Origin of the sequence: Streptomyces sp. GD-15H (assembly GCF_045291515.1) — a bacterium.
GTDB lineage: Bacteria > Actinomycetota > Actinomycetes > Streptomycetales > Streptomycetaceae > Streptomyces.
Window position 1 is genome coordinate 1,968,360 of the sequence record NZ_CP149447.1, and the last position, 15,339, is coordinate 1,983,698.

15 protein-coding genes and 1 pseudogene are annotated in these 15,339 nt (G+C 71.4%); 11 read left to right on the plus strand and 5 right to left on the minus strand.

Going from position 1 to position 15,339, the window contains the following annotated elements:
• The first annotated feature begins 59 nt into the window (after positions 1 to 59).
• The 10 genes and pseudogenes from WJ438_RS09410 to WJ438_RS09455 all read left to right on the plus strand — a co-directional run bounded on the left by WJ438_RS09410 (position 60) and on the right by WJ438_RS09455 (position 9,366).
• On the plus strand, positions 60 to 1,757 hold the full coding sequence (locus WJ438_RS09410) for a nitrite/sulfite reductase (protein ID WP_406724808.1): 1,698 nt from the start codon (positions 60 to 62) through the stop codon (positions 1,755 to 1,757).
• A complete protein-coding gene (locus tag WJ438_RS09415) occupies positions 1,754 to 1,933 on the plus strand; it encodes a hypothetical protein (protein ID WP_406724809.1) in 180 nt (59 codons plus the stop codon). Before WJ438_RS09410 ends, WJ438_RS09415 begins: the two co-directional genes overlap by 4 nt.
• Positions 1,930 to 2,640: a phosphoadenylyl-sulfate reductase gene (locus tag WJ438_RS09420; RefSeq protein WP_406724810.1), complete on the plus strand. Its 711-nt coding sequence runs from the start codon at positions 1,930 to 1,932 to the stop codon at positions 2,638 to 2,640. The genes WJ438_RS09415 and WJ438_RS09420 overlap by 4 nt, the downstream gene beginning before the upstream one ends.
• 35 nt (positions 2,641 to 2,675) lie before the next feature.
• Complete coding sequence (cysC, locus tag WJ438_RS09425; RefSeq protein WP_406724811.1) at positions 2,676 to 3,266, plus strand: adenylyl-sulfate kinase; 591 nt, start codon at positions 2,676 to 2,678, stop codon at positions 3,264 to 3,266.
• On the plus strand, positions 3,263 to 4,216 hold the full coding sequence (gene cysD / locus WJ438_RS09430) for a sulfate adenylyltransferase subunit CysD (RefSeq protein ID WP_406724812.1): 954 nt from the start codon (positions 3,263 to 3,265) through the stop codon (positions 4,214 to 4,216). The genes cysC and cysD overlap by 4 nt, the downstream gene beginning before the upstream one ends.
• A 2-nt stretch (positions 4,217 to 4,218) precedes the next feature.
• Complete coding sequence (locus WJ438_RS09435) at positions 4,219 to 5,550, plus strand: sulfate adenylyltransferase subunit 1 (protein WP_406724813.1); 1,332 nt, start codon at positions 4,219 to 4,221, stop codon at positions 5,548 to 5,550.
• Between the two features lie 223 nt (positions 5,551 to 5,773).
• Positions 5,774 to 6,877, plus strand: a complete 1,104-nt coding sequence (locus tag WJ438_RS09440; protein ID WP_406724814.1) for an aliphatic sulfonate ABC transporter substrate-binding protein — start codon at positions 5,774 to 5,776, stop codon at positions 6,875 to 6,877.
• Between the two features lie 38 nt (positions 6,878 to 6,915).
• Complete coding sequence (locus WJ438_RS09445) at positions 6,916 to 7,731, plus strand: ABC transporter ATP-binding protein (RefSeq protein WP_406724815.1); 816 nt, start codon at positions 6,916 to 6,918, stop codon at positions 7,729 to 7,731.
• Positions 7,718 to 8,609: pseudogene (locus tag WJ438_RS09450) on the plus strand (ABC transporter permease). Before WJ438_RS09445 ends, WJ438_RS09450 begins: the two are co-directional and overlap by 14 nt.
• A gap of 7 nt (positions 8,610 to 8,616) precedes the next feature.
• Entirely contained in the window at positions 8,617 to 9,366 is a 750-nt protein-coding gene (locus tag WJ438_RS09455; protein ID WP_406724816.1) for a sirohydrochlorin chelatase, read from the plus strand.
• 44 nt (positions 9,367 to 9,410) lie between these two features.
• Here WJ438_RS09455 and WJ438_RS09460 read toward each other — a convergent pair whose 3' ends face one another.
• The 3 genes from WJ438_RS09460 to mgt all read right to left on the minus strand — a co-directional run bounded on the left by WJ438_RS09460 (position 9,411) and on the right by mgt (position 11,831).
• Entirely contained in the window at positions 9,411 to 9,764 is a 354-nt protein-coding gene (locus WJ438_RS09460) for a DUF4440 domain-containing protein (RefSeq protein WP_406724817.1), read from the minus strand.
• Between the two features lie 13 nt (positions 9,765 to 9,777).
• Positions 9,778 to 10,326: a DUF1697 domain-containing protein gene (locus WJ438_RS09465; protein ID WP_406724818.1), complete on the minus strand. Its 549-nt coding sequence runs from the start codon at positions 10,324 to 10,326 to the stop codon at positions 9,778 to 9,780.
• A 305-nt stretch (positions 10,327 to 10,631) separates the two neighbouring features.
• Positions 10,632 to 11,831 (minus strand): macrolide-inactivating glycosyltransferase, encoded by a 1,200-nt coding sequence (mgt, locus tag WJ438_RS09470; protein ID WP_406724819.1) that lies wholly within the window; start codon positions 11,829 to 11,831, stop codon positions 10,632 to 10,634.
• Positions 11,832 to 12,109: 278 nt separating this feature from the next.
• Between mgt and WJ438_RS09475 the strand changes: the two genes are divergently transcribed.
• Positions 12,110 to 12,979: an aminoglycoside phosphotransferase family protein gene (locus tag WJ438_RS09475; protein ID WP_406724820.1), complete on the plus strand. Its 870-nt coding sequence runs from the start codon at positions 12,110 to 12,112 to the stop codon at positions 12,977 to 12,979.
• A 67-nt stretch (positions 12,980 to 13,046) separates the two neighbouring features.
• Here the strand turns inward: WJ438_RS09475 and WJ438_RS09480 are convergent, their stop codons facing one another.
• Both WJ438_RS09480 and WJ438_RS09485 read right to left on the minus strand, forming a co-directional pair.
• Complete coding sequence (locus WJ438_RS09480) at positions 13,047 to 13,769, minus strand: 3'-5' exonuclease (protein WP_406724821.1); 723 nt, start codon at positions 13,767 to 13,769, stop codon at positions 13,047 to 13,049.
• A gap of 130 nt (positions 13,770 to 13,899) precedes the next feature.
• On the minus strand, positions 13,900 to 15,138 hold the full coding sequence (locus tag WJ438_RS09485; RefSeq protein ID WP_406724822.1) for an SAV2148 family HEPN domain-containing protein: 1,239 nt from the start codon (positions 15,136 to 15,138) through the stop codon (positions 13,900 to 13,902).
• Positions 15,139 to 15,339 lie beyond the last annotated feature (201 nt).

The window sequence follows — 15,339 nt, forward strand, 5'->3', positions numbered from 1 at the left end:
ACGCCGCCATGTGCAGGTCAGAGACGCCGCTCCCGCCTGTCCCGAAGGACGTATCAGCCATGGCCGCCAGTCCGCAGAATCCTGCTGCCGCGACCCCCCGCCGCAAGGTGAGCCGTCACCGCGGAGAGGGTCAGTGGGCCGCGGGCCACTTCACTCCGCTCAACGGCAACGAGCAGTTCAAGAAGGACGACGACGGTCTCAACGTCCGGACACGTGTTGAGACGATCTACTCGAAGCGGGGCTTCGACTCGATCGACCCCAACGATCTGCGCGGCCGCCTGCGCTGGTGGGGCCTGTACACGCAGCGCCGCCCCGGGATCGACGGCGGCCGTACCGGCGTGCTGGAACCCGAGGAGCTCGAGGACAAGTACTTCATGATGCGGGTGCGCATCACCGGCGGACGGCTCACCACGGAGCAGCTGCGCGTGATCGGCGAGATCGCCGAGACCTACGCCCGCGGCACCGCCGACATCACCGACCGGCAGAACATCCAGTACCACTGGATCCGCATCGAGGACGTGCCCGCGATCTGGGAGCGACTCGAGGCGGTCGGCCTGTCCACCACGGAGGCCTGCGGCGACACCCCGCGCGGCATGCTCGGCTCCCCCGTCGCCGGTGTCGCCGAGGACGAGATCATCGACGGCTCGGCGGCGCTGGACGAGATCGCCCGCCGCTACATCGGCGACCCGCGCTTCTCCAACCTGCCGCGCAAGTTCAAGACGGCCGTCTCCGGCTCCCCGCTGCTGGACGTCGCCCACGAGATCAACGACGTGTCCTTCGTCGGCGTCGTCCACCCCGAGCACGGTCCCGGCTTCGACCTGTGGGTCGGCGGCGGTCTGTCGACCAACCCCAAGTTCGGCGTGCGGCTGGGCGCCTGGGTTCCCGAGGCGGAGGTGCCCGAGGTGTGGGAGGGCGTCACCTCCATCTTCCGCGACCACGGCTACCGGCGGCTGCGCAACCGGGCGCGGCTGAAGTTCCTGGTCGCCGACTGGGGGCCGGAGAAGTTCCGCCAGGTCCTGGAGGACGACTATTTGGGTCGCAAGCTGAGCGACGGTCCGGCGCCCGAGATGCCCGCGCAGCAGTGGCGCGACCACATCGGGGTGCACCGCCAGAAGGACGGCCGGTTCTACGTCGGCTTCGCGCCGCGGGTGGGCCGGATGGACGGCTCACTGCTCACCAAGGTCGCCGCGCTGGCCGAGGAGCATGGCTCGGGGCGGGTCTCCACCACGGCCGAGCAGAAGATGATCGTCCTGGACGTGCCGCAGGACCGGGTGGACTCGCTCGTCGACGCCCTGGAGGCGCTGGACCTGCGGGTCAAGCCGTCGTCCTTCCGGCGCGGCACGATGGCCTGCACCGGCATCGAGTTCTGCAAGCTCGCCATCGTGGAGACCAAGGAGCGCGGCAGCGAGCTCATCGACGAGCTGGAGCGCCGGCTGCCCGACTTCGACGAGCCGGTCACCATCAACCTCAACGGCTGCCCGAACGCCTGCGCCCGTATCCAGACCGCGGACATCGGTCTCAAGGGGCAGCTGGTCACCGACGCCGAAGGCCGGCAGGTCAGCGGCTACCAGGTGCACCTGGGCGGCGCGCTCGGCCTGGACCCGGCCTTCGGCCGCAAGGTGCGCGGTCTGAAGGTCACCTCGGACGAACTGCCGGAGTACATCGAGCGGGTCCTCAAGCGCTTCCAGGCGGAGCGCGAGGAAGGCGAGCGGTTCGCCACCTGGGCGGCCCGCGCCGATGCGGAGGCGCTGTCGTGAGTGAGCGGGCCGCGCCTTTCTACTGCCCCTACTGCGGTGACGAGGACCTGCGTCCCGGCGAGGAGGGACGAGGGGCCTGGGAATGCGGGGCGTGCAATCGGGGCTTTCGGCTGAAGTTCCTCGGGCTGCTCGCCCGGGGACTCGAGCGGCCCGACACGGGAGGGGACCGGACATGAGGGCTGTTCAGGAAGACCGCACCTCCGACGACTTGAGGGCGCTGGCCGAGCAGGCGGGCCGCGACCTGGAGGACGCCTCCGCACTGGAGATCCTGACGTGGGCCGCCGAGACCTTCGGCCCGCGGTTCTGCGTGACCTCGTCGATGGAGGACGCGGTGGTCGCCCACCTCGCCTCCCGAGCCCTGCCCGGCGTCGACGTGGTGTTCCTCGACACCGGCTACCACTTCGAGGAGACCCTCGGCACCCGGGACGCGGTGGAGGCCGTGATGGACGTCAACGTCATCACGCTCACCCCGCGGCAGACGGTCGCGGAACAGGACGCCGAGTACGGGCCGAAGCTGCACGACCGCGACCCCGACCTGTGCTGCAAGCTGCGCAAGGTGCGGCCGCTGGAGGAGGGCCTGCGGGGCTACCTGTCCTGGGCGACCGGGCTGCGCCGCGACGAGTCCCCGTCCCGGGCGGACACCCCGGTCGTCGGCTGGGACGAGAAGCGGCAGAAGGTCAAGGTCTCCCCCATCGCCCGCTGGACCCAGGACGACGTGGACACCTACGTCGCCGAGCACGGCGTGCTCACCAACCCGCTGCTGACGGACGGTTACGCCTCGGTGGGCTGCGCACCCTGCACCCGCCGTGTGCTGGAGGGCGAGGACGCCCGCGCCGGACGCTGGGCGGGCCGCGCCAAGACCGAGTGCGGACTGCACGGCTGACCATGACCGCGCCCTCCACGTCCTCAGCGCCCCTCATGTCCCCCTCGACCGCTACCACCGCCACGACCGCCACGAACCAGGAGACCGACGTGACGACCGGAGCCACCGTCTGGCTCACTGGTCTGCCGAGCGCAGGCAAGACCACCATCGCCCACGAGCTGGCCGATCGGCTGCGCGAGCGGGGCCGACGTGTCGAACTGCTCGACGGCGACGAGATCCGCGAGTTCCTCTCCGCGGGCCTCGGCTTCAGTCGCGAGGACCGGCACACCAACGTGCAGCGCATCGGCTTCGTCGCCGAACTGCTCGCCCGTAACGGCGTCACCGCACTGGTCCCGGTGATCGCGCCGTACGCCGACAGCCGGGACGCGGTCCGCGAGCGTCACGAGACGAACGGCACGTCGTACGTCGAGGTGCATGTGGCGACTCCGGTCGCGGTGTGCTCCGAACGCGACGTGAAGGGCCTGTACGCCAAGCAGGCCGCGGGTGAGCTCACCGGGCTGACCGGGGTGGACGACCCGTACGAGGCTCCCGTCTCACCCGATCTGCGCATCGAGTCGCAGCACCAGACCGTCCAGGAATCCGCCGCGGCGGTGCACGCCCTGCTGAGCGAAAGGGGACTGGCATGACAATCGTGGCCACGGTCGAGACGGGCGGCGAGGGCACCGGCGGTGCGACCGGCCCGTACGCCCTCTCCCACCTCGACGCCCTCGAGTCGGAGGCGGTGCACATCTTCCGCGAGGTCGCGGGCGAGTTCGAGAACCCGGTGATCCTCTTCTCCGGCGGCAAGGACTCCATCCTGATGCTGCACCTGGCGCTGAAGGCCTTCGCTCCGGCGCCCATCCCCTTCTCGCTGCTGCACGTCGACACCGGGCACAACTTCCCCGAGGTCCTCGAGTACCGCGACCGCACGGTCGCGCGGCACGGGCTGCGGCTGCACGTCGCCTCCGTGCAGGAGTACATCGACCGCGGAGTGCTGCGCGAACGCCCCGACGGCACCCGCAACCCGCTCCAGACGCTGCCGCTCACCGAGAAGATCGCCGCCGAGAAGTTCGACGCCGTGTTCGGTGGTGGCCGCCGGGACGAGGAGAAGGCCCGCGCCAAGGAACGGGTGTTCTCCCTGCGCGACGAGTTCTCCCAGTGGGACCCCCGCCGCCAGCGGCCCGAACTGTGGAACCTCTACAACGGCCGGCACGCCCCCGGGGAACACGTCCGGGTGTTCCCGCTGTCCAACTGGACCGAACTGGACGTGTGGCAGTACATCGCCCGCGAGAAGATCGAACTCCCGCAGATCTACTACGCCCACCAGCGTGAGGTGTTCCGGCGGGGCGGCATGTGGCTGACCGCCGGCGACTGGGGCGGCCCGAAGGACGGCGAGAGCGTCGAGAAGCGGCTGGTCCGCTACCGGACGGTGGGCGACATGTCCTGCACCGGCGCGGTCGACTCCGGGGCCGACTCCATCGAGAAGGTGATCACCGAGATCGCCGCCTCCCGGCTGACCGAGCGCGGGGCCACCCGCGCCGACGACAAGCTCTCCGAGGCAGCGATGGAAGACCGCAAGCGCGAGGGGTACTTCTAGACATGAGCACGATCACAAGCGAGGCGCTCTCGGAGACCACCCTGCTGCGGTTCGCCACCGCCGGTTCCGTGGACGACGGCAAGTCCACCCTGGTGGGCCGGCTGCTGCACGACTCCAAGTCGGTCCTCACCGACCAACTCGAGGCCGTGGAGCGGGCATCGGTGAGCCGCGGTCAGGAGGCTCCCGACCTCGCCCTGCTCACCGACGGACTGCGGGCCGAGCGGGAACAGGGCATCACCATCGACGTGGCGTACCGCTATTTCGCCACGCCGCGGCGCCGGTTCATCCTCGCCGACACCCCGGGCCATGTGCAGTACACCCGCAACATGGTCACCGGTGCCTCCACCGCGGAGCTGACCGTCGTCCTCGTCGACGCCCGCAACGGTGTCGTCGAGCAGACCCGGCGGCACGCCGCCATCGCCGCCCTGCTGCGCGTGCCCCATGTCGTCCTGGCCGTCAACAAGATGGACCTGACCGGCTACGAGGAGGCGGTGTTCGCGCGGATCGCCGAGGAGTTCACGGCGTACGCGACCGAGCTGGGCGTGCCGGAGGTCACCGCGATCCCGATCTCGGCACTCGTCGGCGACAACGTCGTGGAACCGTCGGCGCACATGGACTGGTACGGCGGCCCGACGGTACTGGAGCACCTGGAGACGGTGCCGGTCAGCCACGACCTGGCGCACTGCCACGCCCGGCTGCCCGTGCAGTACGTGATCCGGCCGCAGAGCGCCGAGCACCCGGACTACCGCGGGTACGCCGGTCAGATCGCCGCGGGGACGTTCCGCACCGGCGACGAGGTGACCGTGCTGCCGTCCGGCCGGACGACGACGATCACCGGGATCGACCTGCTGGGCAAGCCCGTCGAGGCGGCCTGGACGCCGCAGTCGGTGACGCTGCTGCTGGCGGACGACATCGACATCTCCCGCGGTGACCTGCTCGTCCCGAGCAAGGACGCGCCGGCCACGACGCAGGACGTCGAGGCCACCGTGTGCCATGTCGCCGACCAGCCGCTGACGGTCGGCCACCGGGTGCTGCTCAAGCACGGGACCCGCACGGTCAAGGCGATCGTGAAGGACATCCCGGCCCGGCTGACGCTGGACGACCTGTCCCTGCACCCGCACCCCGGGCAGCTCGTCGCCAACGACATCGGCCGGGTGAAGATCCGTACCGCCGAGCCGCTGCCGGCCGACTCGTACGCGGACTCGCGGCGCACCGGTTCGTTCATCCTCATCGACCCGAACGACGGCACCACGCTCACCGCGGGCATGGCCGGCGAGTCCTTCGCCGCCCCCGAGCCCGTCAAGGGCGCGGACGAGGACGGATGGGACTTCTGAACATGAACTCCACCGGTTTCTACGTCACGTTCGCCAAGGAGGGCGGGCGCGTGGGGGGAGGCGCCCTGGGAAGCGGGCAGGGCGGGGTGGCCCGATGTGCGCGATGACGTACGCGCACTGCTTGCGCGCCCTCAGCACCCATCGCCGTAGGCGAAAACCCGCCCACCTCCCGGCCGCGACGTAAGAGTCCGTGACCGCCGGGCCTCCGAGAGGAACACCTCCCGTGCCTGCCATCTCCGCCCCGCGCCGCGCGTTCGCCGTGACGGCCGCGCTGGTACTGCTCACCCTCGCCGGGTGCGGCTACGGCTCCCAGGCCAAGGACAACGGCACGGCCGGCATCGCCGCCGGGGCGCGGAAGATCGACGGCCTCGACTCGGTCAGGATCGGATACTTCGGCAACCTCACCCACGGGACCGCGCTGGTGGGCAACCAGAAGGGCTTCTTCCAGAAGGAGCTCGGCGCCACCGAGGCGCGGTACGCGGTCTTCAACGCGGGGCCGTCCGAGATCGAGGCGCTCAACTCCGGTTCCATCGACATTGGTTGGATCGGCCCCTCCCCGGCGATCAACGGCTACGTCAAGTCGGGCGGCAAGAACCTGCGGATCATCGGCGGTTCGGCGTCCGGCGGGGTGAAGCTGGTGGTGAACCCGGACCGGGTGAAGTCCCTCGAGGACGTCGAGGGCAAGCGGATCGCGACACCGCAGCTCGGCAACACACAGGACGTGGCGTTCCTCAACTGGGCGTCCGAACAGGGCTGGACGGTCGATCCGCAGAGCGGCAAAGGCGATGTGACGGTCGTCCGCAGCGACAACAAGGTGACCCCGGACGCCTTCGCGGCCGGGTCGGTCGACGGGGCGTGGGTGCCGGAGCCCACCGCGTCGAAGCTGGTCGCCGAGGGCGGGAAGGTGCTGCTGGACGAGGCCTCGCTGTGGCCGGACGAGGAGTTCGTCATCACGAACATCGTCGTGCGCCAGGAGTTCCTGGAGCAGCACCCGAAGGCCGTCGAGGCGGTGCTCAAGGCGTCGGTCGAGACCAACCGGTGGATCAACGCCCACCCGGACGAGGCCAAGGCCGCCGCCAACGAGCAACTGGCGGCCGACTCCGGCAAGGCGCTGCCGGCCGACGTACTGGACCCGGCGTGGAAGTCGATCCGGTTCACCGACGACCCGCTGGCCGCCACCCTCGACGCCCAGGCGGAACACGCCGTTGCGGTGGGCCTGTTGAAGAAGCCCGACCTGAGCGGCGTCTACGACCTCAAGCTCCTCGACAAGGTCCTCGCGGCCGAGGGCACACCCGCCTTCGACGACGCCGGTCTCGGCGCCCACTGATCCCGGATCCCGAAGAAACGTCCCAGGAGGTGACGACCATGGCCACCACCCTCGCCAAGGCCGCCGACGGCACCGAGACGGCAGCCACCCACGCCGCCCGGATCGAGCACGTCTCGAAGTCGTATCCGGGCCCGGCCGGGCGGCAGCTCGTACTGGACGACATCACCCTCGATGTCGCGCCCGGCGAGTTCGTCACCCTGCTGGGCGCCTCGGGCTGCGGCAAGTCCACGCTGCTCAACCTGGTCGCGGGCCTCGACCGGCCCACCATCGGCACGATCAGCACGGACGGGCGCCCGGCGCTGATGTTCCAGGAGCACGCGCTGTTCCCCTGGCTGACCGCGGGCAAGAACATCGAACTCGCCCTGAAGCTCAGGGGCGTGCCGAAGTCCGAGCGCCGCGGCCGGGCCGAGGAACTGCTGGAACTGGTCCGGCTGGGGGGCGCCCACGGCAAGCGGGTGCACGAGCTGTCCGGCGGTATGCGTCAGCGGGTGGCGCTGGCGCGGGCGCTCGCCCAGGAGAGCAGGCTGCTGCTGATGGACGAGCCGTTCGCCGCGCTGGACGCCATCACGCGGGACGTGCTGCACGACGAGCTGACCCGGATCTGGCGCACTGCGAACACCAGCGGCTCCGCCGCGGGCCGGCTGTCCGTCCTGTTCGTCACGCACAACGTGCGCGAGGCCGTCCGGCTCGCCGGGCGAGTGGTGCTGCTGTCGTCCCGGCCGGGCCGGATCGCCCGCCAGTGGACGGTGGACATCGAGCATCCGCGCCGTATCGAGGACACCGCGGTGGCGGAACTGTCCCTCGAGATCACCGAAGAACTCCGTGGGGAGATCCGCCGTCATGGCAAGCACTGAGACGACCACCAAGGACGGCGGTGACCTCGCCGGTCTGGAGGCGGGGCTCGACGCGCTGGAGACGGTGCAGCGGGGCCGCAAGCCGTGGCGCCGGACGTTCGTCGAGAAGATCCTGCCGCCGGTCCTCGCCGTCGCCCTGGTGCTGGCGGTGTGGCAGGCACTGGTCTCGTTCGAGATCGTCGACGATCCCACCAAGCTGCCCTCGCCGGGCGCCGTGTGGGGCGTCCTGCGGCAGGCGTGGCTCGAGGGCGAACTGCTCGGCTACATCTGGACCAGCGTCTCGCGCGGACTGCTCGGCTTCTTCTTCGCGCTGCTGATCGGCACCCCGCTGGGTCTGCTGGTGGCGCGGGTGAAGTTCGTGCGCGCGGCGCTCGGCCCGATCCTGTCCGGGCTGCAGTCCCTGCCGTCGGTGGCGTGGGTGCCGCCGGCCGTGATCTGGCTGGGCCTGAACAACCAGATGATGTACGCGGTGATCCTGCTCGGCGCGGTCCCCTCCATCGCCAACGGTCTGGTATCCGGCGTCGACCAGGTGTCCCCCCTGTTCGTGCGGGCCGGCCGTACGCTCGGCGCGACGGGACTGAAGGGCACCTGGCACATCGGTGCTGCCGGCCGCGCTGCCCGGCTACGTGGCGGGTCTGAAGCAGGGCTGGGCGTTCTCCTGGCGCTCGCTGATGGCGGCGGAGATCATCGCGTCGTTCCCGGACCTCGGCATCGGCCTCGGACAGCTGCTGGAGAACGGCCGCAACGCCAGCGACATGGCCATGGTGTTCGAGGCGATCCTGTTGATCCTGACCGTGGGCATCGCCATCGACCTGCTGATCTTCAGCCCGTTGGAGCGGTGGGTCCTGCGCAGCCGCGGCCTGCTGGCGAAGGACTGAGCCGACCATGCGCCGTCCGGTACTTCTCGTCGTCGCCCACGGCAGCCGCGATCCACGGCATGCCGCGACCGTGCACGCCCTGGTGCGGCGGGTGCGGTCGCTGCGGCCGGGACTGCGGGTGGAGACCGGCTTCCTCGACTTCAACATCCCGTCCGTGCCGGGGGTGCTGGAGTCCCTCGCGGCGGAGGGGGTGCGCGACGTGGTGGCCCTCCCGCTGCTGCTGACCCGCGCCTTCCACGCCAAGACGGACATCCCGGCGGTCCTCGCGGAGGCGCCCACCCGGCTGCGCGTCCGTCAGGCGGACGTCCTGGGCCCGTCCCCCCTGCTCCTCACCGCGCTGGAACGCCGGCTGTACGAGGCGGGCCTGACGCCCGCCGACAAGCCCTCGACCGGGGTCGTCCTGGCCTCGGCGGGGTCCACCGACCCGGAGGCGATCGCAGTGATCGCAGCAATCGCGCGGGAGTGGCGGCACACCGGTTGGTGCGCCGTGCGGCCTGCGTTCGCCTCCGCCGGTTCTTCCGCGGGGTTCCCCCGCACCGAGGATGCCGTGCGGGAGCTGCACGCCCTCGGCTGTGAGCGCGTCGCCGTGGCCCCGTACGTGCTCGCCCCCGGCTTCCTCCCGGACCGCATCGTGCGGGGCGCGGCGGCGGCGGACGTCCGGGCGGACGTGCTGGGCCCGGCCCCCGAGGTGGCGCGGGTCCTGCTGGAGCGGTACGACGCGGCGCGGATGCCGGCGCTGACGGCGGTGGGGGCCTGACGGCGCGGGCTCGAGGGTGTACGGCCGGACCCTCACCAGACCCGTCACGCCTCGTCCGGGTCGAACAGCGTCCCCTGGTGGAAGTAGAGAAGCCAGTCCTGGCCGGTGCGACGCCACAGCGAACTACGGTGCGCGCGGCGACCGTTGTGGTCCGTGTCGTAGGTGAGATGGACGACGTCGGGGGCAAGCCGTGTGGCCTTGATACCGGAGACGGTGCCGGCCGGGTCCCCCCACACGTGTTCGTCGGCGAGCAGGACGATGACCGAGTCGCGGTCCCAGATCCGTCCGGAGGCACCGAACTCGACGAACTCCGGATGCAGCAGTGCCCCGACCCGCTCGGGCGAGCGGCGCACCTCGGGGTCCAGGAGTTTCAGTTCCCCCTCGATGGCGGCGTTCACGGCTGTGTTCTCCTCATGCACGGGTGAGCTCCACGAGCTTGGCGACGGTGTTCCAGTTGCGGGTGGTGGCGATGACGCCCTTGGTGATCCGGGGCCTGGCCAGCTGCTCGGCGAGTTTGGAGCGGCCGAGGCCGTCCGGGGCGTACAGGTAAAGGGCGCGGTCGCCGAGGCGGAACTCCTCGGGCAGGTGGGCCGCCCCGTCGATCTGCGTGAAGCGGTCGGCGCCGACGGCGGCGGAGAAATAGGTGACGTGAAGCTGTTTGGGGGCCGACTCGGCGGCCGGGAACGGGCAGGCGTCGGCGACGCCCCGGAGATAGGCGTGGTCGCGCACGATCACGTCGACGGCGAAGCCGAAGTGCCGCTCGATCGCCTCCGCGAGTTCGGCGGCCAGCGACTCCTCGTCGCCGTGCGGGGAGGTGAACACCGCCTGGCCGCTCTGGAGGTGGGTGCGCACCGCGTCGTGCCCGAGACCCTCCATCAGGGTGCGCAGTTCGGCCATCGGGACTCTTCTGCTGCCGCCCACATTGATCCCGCGCAGCAGCGCCGCGTATGTTGTCGCCATGCCCACACGATAGGGCGGCCGTCGCACCCCGTGGGGGTGGGCACGACGGCCGTGTCCGCGCGGGGTGCGGTGAGGTGGGGCGGCGTGGGCTGTACGAACTCTTGCCGACCCACGGGACCGGATCAACCGCTACCCGCACCTGTGACTTGTTCACAAGGTTGCGGAGGAAAGCCGGAAGGGCTCCGCCGGCCGTTTGGCACCCTGATCACCTGTCTGATCCCGTAATCCCGGCATCCCAGCATCCCGCAGGAGCGAGGAAGGGGGAGCGGGGGCCGGTGACTGTGCCGGGCCCCCGCTCCCCGCGGCTACCGCTGCTTCGACAGCTCCGCCTCGATGAGGCCGGCCGCCCTGTGGGTGCCGCCCTCCTGGGCCATCCCGGCCTGGATCTCCTTCAGCCGGCGGGCGACCTCCGGGTCGCCGACGAGACCGAGGGCCGCCGCGCGCAGGGTCTCGGCGGTCGCCTCCTCGGCCGGGACGTGCCGGGCGACGCCGAGCGCCTGGAGCATGTCCGCGTTGCCGAACTGGTCCACGGCCTGAGGTACGGCGATCATCGGTGTGGCCGTGGCCAGCCCTTCCTGACTGCCGCCGGCACCCGCGTGGGTGAGGAACAGATCGGCCTGCTTCAGGACCGCGAGCTGCGGCACCCAGGGGCGCACCTCGACGTTCGCCGGTACGTCGCCCAGTTCGGCGGGGTCGACGTGCTTGCCGATCTGGAGCACCAGATGCCAGCCGGGCAGGTCGCCGAAGGCCTTGAGGCACTCCCGGTAGAAGCCCGGCTGCTTGGTGAACGAGGACCCGAGCGACACCAGGACGACCTGCCCCGCGCCGGAGGGCCGCTGCCACCGCCCCTCGGCGCTCCGGTCGCCCTGGCAGGCTCCGACGAAGGTGTACACGCTCTCGTCGACCCGGTCGGCGTTGGGCTGCAGCGCCTTCGGGATCAGGACGAGGGAGCGGGCGGGACGGCCCACGAACGGGTCGGGGTGCTCGGTGATCCCGTTCTCCTCCAGCCACGCGTGGAAGCGGGCGTAGTAGGCCTGGCCGCGCTCGGTCCTGAGCGGCTCCTCCCACATCGGCTCGCCGACCTCCTTCTCGTATCCCTCCCAGGCGACGAGGTTCGGTGAGAGGGAGACCACGGGTACGCCCCAGCGGTGGCCGAGCACGCGCGCCGGGTAGGAGGTGATGTCGTGCAGCACCAGGTCGGGGGTGTCCCCCTCGTAGGCCTCGATCAGCTGCGGGAGTGCCTGGATCGCGTCGTCGAGGAACGGCTCCACGTTGTCCAGCAGGGTGCTCCCCCACGCCTCCGGGTCGTCGTCGGGCGAGGGCAGCGTGGAGTTCCAGAGCTTCACCTCGGCTCCGGTCTCGGCGACCTTGTCCGCGAAGACCGGCGGGATCGCATACGTCACCCGGTGGCCACGCGCCACGAGTTCGCGGATCACCTCGAGGCTCGGGTTCACGTGGCCGTGGGCGGCGATGGAGAACATGGCGATGTGAGCGGGACTGGTCATGCCCTGACCTTAGGCGAGACGAGACGTCTCGTGCAACAGGAATCAAGGGGCCGGCGCTGCACCACCGGGGTCCGTCGCCTTCCCGCCTGCCGGCCTGCCGCGCCGGGTACCGGGACACGCCGCGTTCGGCCGACCTGTGCGAATGCGACACTTACCGACGGTGCGGACACGGTCGGGCGACCGGCGCGGACCGGAGACGGACCCGGAGCAGGACCCGAAGAAGAACCGGATCCGACCGGCAGTGGGCACAGGTCAGGTACAGGCACGGAGGCGGACGGATGGACGAGGCACGGGCGCGGGACGTCCTGGCGGCGGCGGGCGTACTGTCGGGGCGCGCGGCCGCCGGGGACGCGCGGTTGCTCGCCCTGGGCGAGAACGCGGTGTTCGCCGCCGGTGACCTGGTCGTCAAGGTCGGCCGCGACGGCGGCCTGCTGGAACGGGCCCGCCGGGAGCTGACCGTCGCGCTGTGGCTCGCCGAGGCGGGCGTACCCGCGGTGCGGGCGGCGGTGCCCCGGGCACTGCTGGTCGAGGGGTACCCGGTGACGGTGTGGCACCGGCTGCCCGCGCCGGTGCGGGCAGCCGAGCCCCGGGACCTGGCCGCGCTGCTGCGGGTGGTCCACGCCCTGCCCACTCCTTCCTTCGGGCTGCCGCCCCGCGAGTTGCTGGGCGGTGTGGAACGCTGGCTGCGGCTCGCGGGCGAGGTGATCGACCCCGAGGACGCCGCGTACCTGCGCGAGCGGCGCGACGGTTTCGCGGCGGCCGCAGCGGCGCTGACGCCCCAGCTGCCGCCGGGGCCCGTCCACGGGGACGCGCTGCCCCGGAACGTGCACGTCGGACCGGACGGGCCGGTCCTGGTCGACCTGGAGACCTTCTCCGCCGATCTGCGCGAGCACGATCTAGTGGTCATGGCCCTGTCCCACGACCGCTACGGGCTGTCGGACGAGGCGTACGCGTCCTTCACCGAGACGTACGGCTGGGACGTGCGCGCCTGGGAGGGGTGCGCGGTACTGCGCGGCGCGCGGGAGACGGCCAGTTGCGCCTGGGTCGCCCAGCACGCGCCGAGCAACCCGAAGGCCCTGGCCGAGTTCGAGCGCCGCGTGGCGTCCCTCCGGGACGGCGACCCGACCGTCCGCTGGTACCCGTTCTGATTCCGAACGCCCTGGTTCCGCACACCTCCGCCCGGACGTCTCGCGGGAGGCTTCCCGCGGCGCCGGGTCAGACCCGCTCGTCCGCCGGCTCCCGCAGCGGCCAGGTCCCGTCGACGGTCGCGGTGGCGTCGCCCTTGCGGCGCAGGAAGCTCTGGAAGTCCGCCGCCCATTCGGCGTACCAATCGATCTGACGGCGGTGCAGCTCCGCCGGGCCGAGGGCCGCGACCTTCGGGTGGCGGCCCGCTATCGCGCCGGCCAGCCGGGCCGCGGCGAGCGCGTCGGCCGCCGCGTCGTGCGCGGAGTCGAGCGCGACGCCGTACTCCGCGCAGACCGCTTCGAGGTTGCGCTTGCCGCGGCGATAACGGTCGACGCTGCGGTCGATCGTGTACGGATCGATGACCGGGGCGGGGTCGACGCCGCCCAGCCGGTCGCGCAGCGACGGCAGCCCGTACCGGCGCAGTTCGGCGGAGAGCAACGTCAGATCGAACGCGGCGTTGTAGGCGACGACCGGGACGCCCGCGCTCCAGTGGGTGGTCAGGACGTCGGCGATCGCGTCGGCCACCTGGTCGGCGGGGCTTCCCTCGGCCGCCGCCCGCTCACCGCTGATGCCGTGCACGGCCACCGCGTCCGCCGGGATGGGCACACCGGGGTCGGCCAGCCACTCCCGGCGCCCCAGCGGCTCTCCGTCCCTGACCTCGATCACGGCCCCCGTGACGATCCGTGCCTCGCGCGGGTCGGTGCCCGTCGTCTCCAGGTCGAAGCCGATCAGCAGCTCCCGGTGCCAGCCCATGGGCCGTCCCCCTTCTGTGTGGTGCGTTCCCCCAGTGGTCCCCACCTTCGCACGCGCCACTGACAGCCCGAAGGCCGCCTTCCGTTTACCGGTCGGGACAGTTCACGACAGGCGACCGCAGGAAAGGCGTTCACGACACCGGGCGCGAATCCACCCACATCTGCTCGAACTCCTCGCGGTACGTCGGGAACAGTCCGCCCTCCTCGGCCTCACCCGGTTTGACCACCTTGCTGCCGTTGCGCAGCACCAGCACCGGAACCTCCATCCCCCGGGCCCGGCGCAGATGGTTCTGCACCACGCCGACGCCGTCGGCGCCGTCCCCGTCCACGAGGTACGCCGTGCAGCGGGGCGTCTCGTCGTAGACCTGGATCTCGAAGGCGCCCGGGTCGCGCAGCCGGGACCGCACCCGGCGCATGTGGAGGATGTTCATCTCGACCGCGCGGCCGAGTTCCCCGCGTTTGAGGCCGAGTTCGCGCTCGCGGCGCTTGACCGCGCTGGAGGCGGGGTTGAGGAACAGCAGCCGCACCCGGCAGCCGGATTCGGCGAGCCGCACCAGACGGCGCCCGGAGAAGTTCTGCACCAGCAGGTTGAGGCCGATGCCGATGGCGTCCAGGCGGCGGGCGCCACCGAAGATGTCCTCGGCCGGAAACTGGCGGAGCAGCCGCACCCGGTCGGGGTGGACGGCGACCACGTCCGCGTACCGGTCGCCGACCAGGTCCTCCACCGCGTCGACGGGCAGCCGGCGCGCGGACGGCACGTCGCCGTCGGCGCCGAGTATCTCCAGCAGCCGCGCCGAGGCACGCTCGGCCTGGTTCAGCACCGCCTCGGACAACGCCCGGTTGCGGGAGACGACGTTGCGGGTGACCTCCAGCTCGTCCAGGACCAGTTCGACGTCCCGTCGGTCGTCGAAGTACGGCTCGAAGCAAGGCCAGTGCTGGACCATCAGCTCCCGCAGCTGAGGGAGCGTGAGGAAGGAGATCACGTTGTCGTCGGCCGGGTCGAGCAGATATCCCTTGCGGCGGCTGACCTCGCGCACCGCGACCGCGCGCTGCACCCACTCCTGTCCGGCGGGTCCGGCGGCGGCGACCACCCAGTCGTCGCCGTGCACCGGCTCGTAGACCGGACGCAGTACGGCGGCGACGACCGAGCGCAGCCGCTGTTCGACGAGGTTCAGCCAGATGTAGGCGCGGCCGGCCCGCTGGGCACGGGTCCGCACCTCGCTCCAGTCGTCGGCGCCCCAGGCCAGGTCCGGCCCGATCGAGCCCGCGTCCATCGGCCGCGCCAGCGACACCGCGCCGGGCGGGACGTCCGTGGAGTTTCCCTCGTGACCCTCGTCACCAGGGGGCAGCTCCAGCCCTCCCGAGCCCACCCACGCACCGCCTTCCGCTCCCCCGAGCACTCCCAGCCCCAACGATCAAGGAGAGTACTCCGCATGCGGTGCGCGGTGCAGCCTGATGGCGGGGTCGTTTCTCAACTTCCGCCTTCCACAAGGCTTTTCCACCATGACCTCTCCCCACGAGTGGGCGGATTCACGGTTTTTTCACAGCGCCGCCGCCAGGGAGTTCCGGCC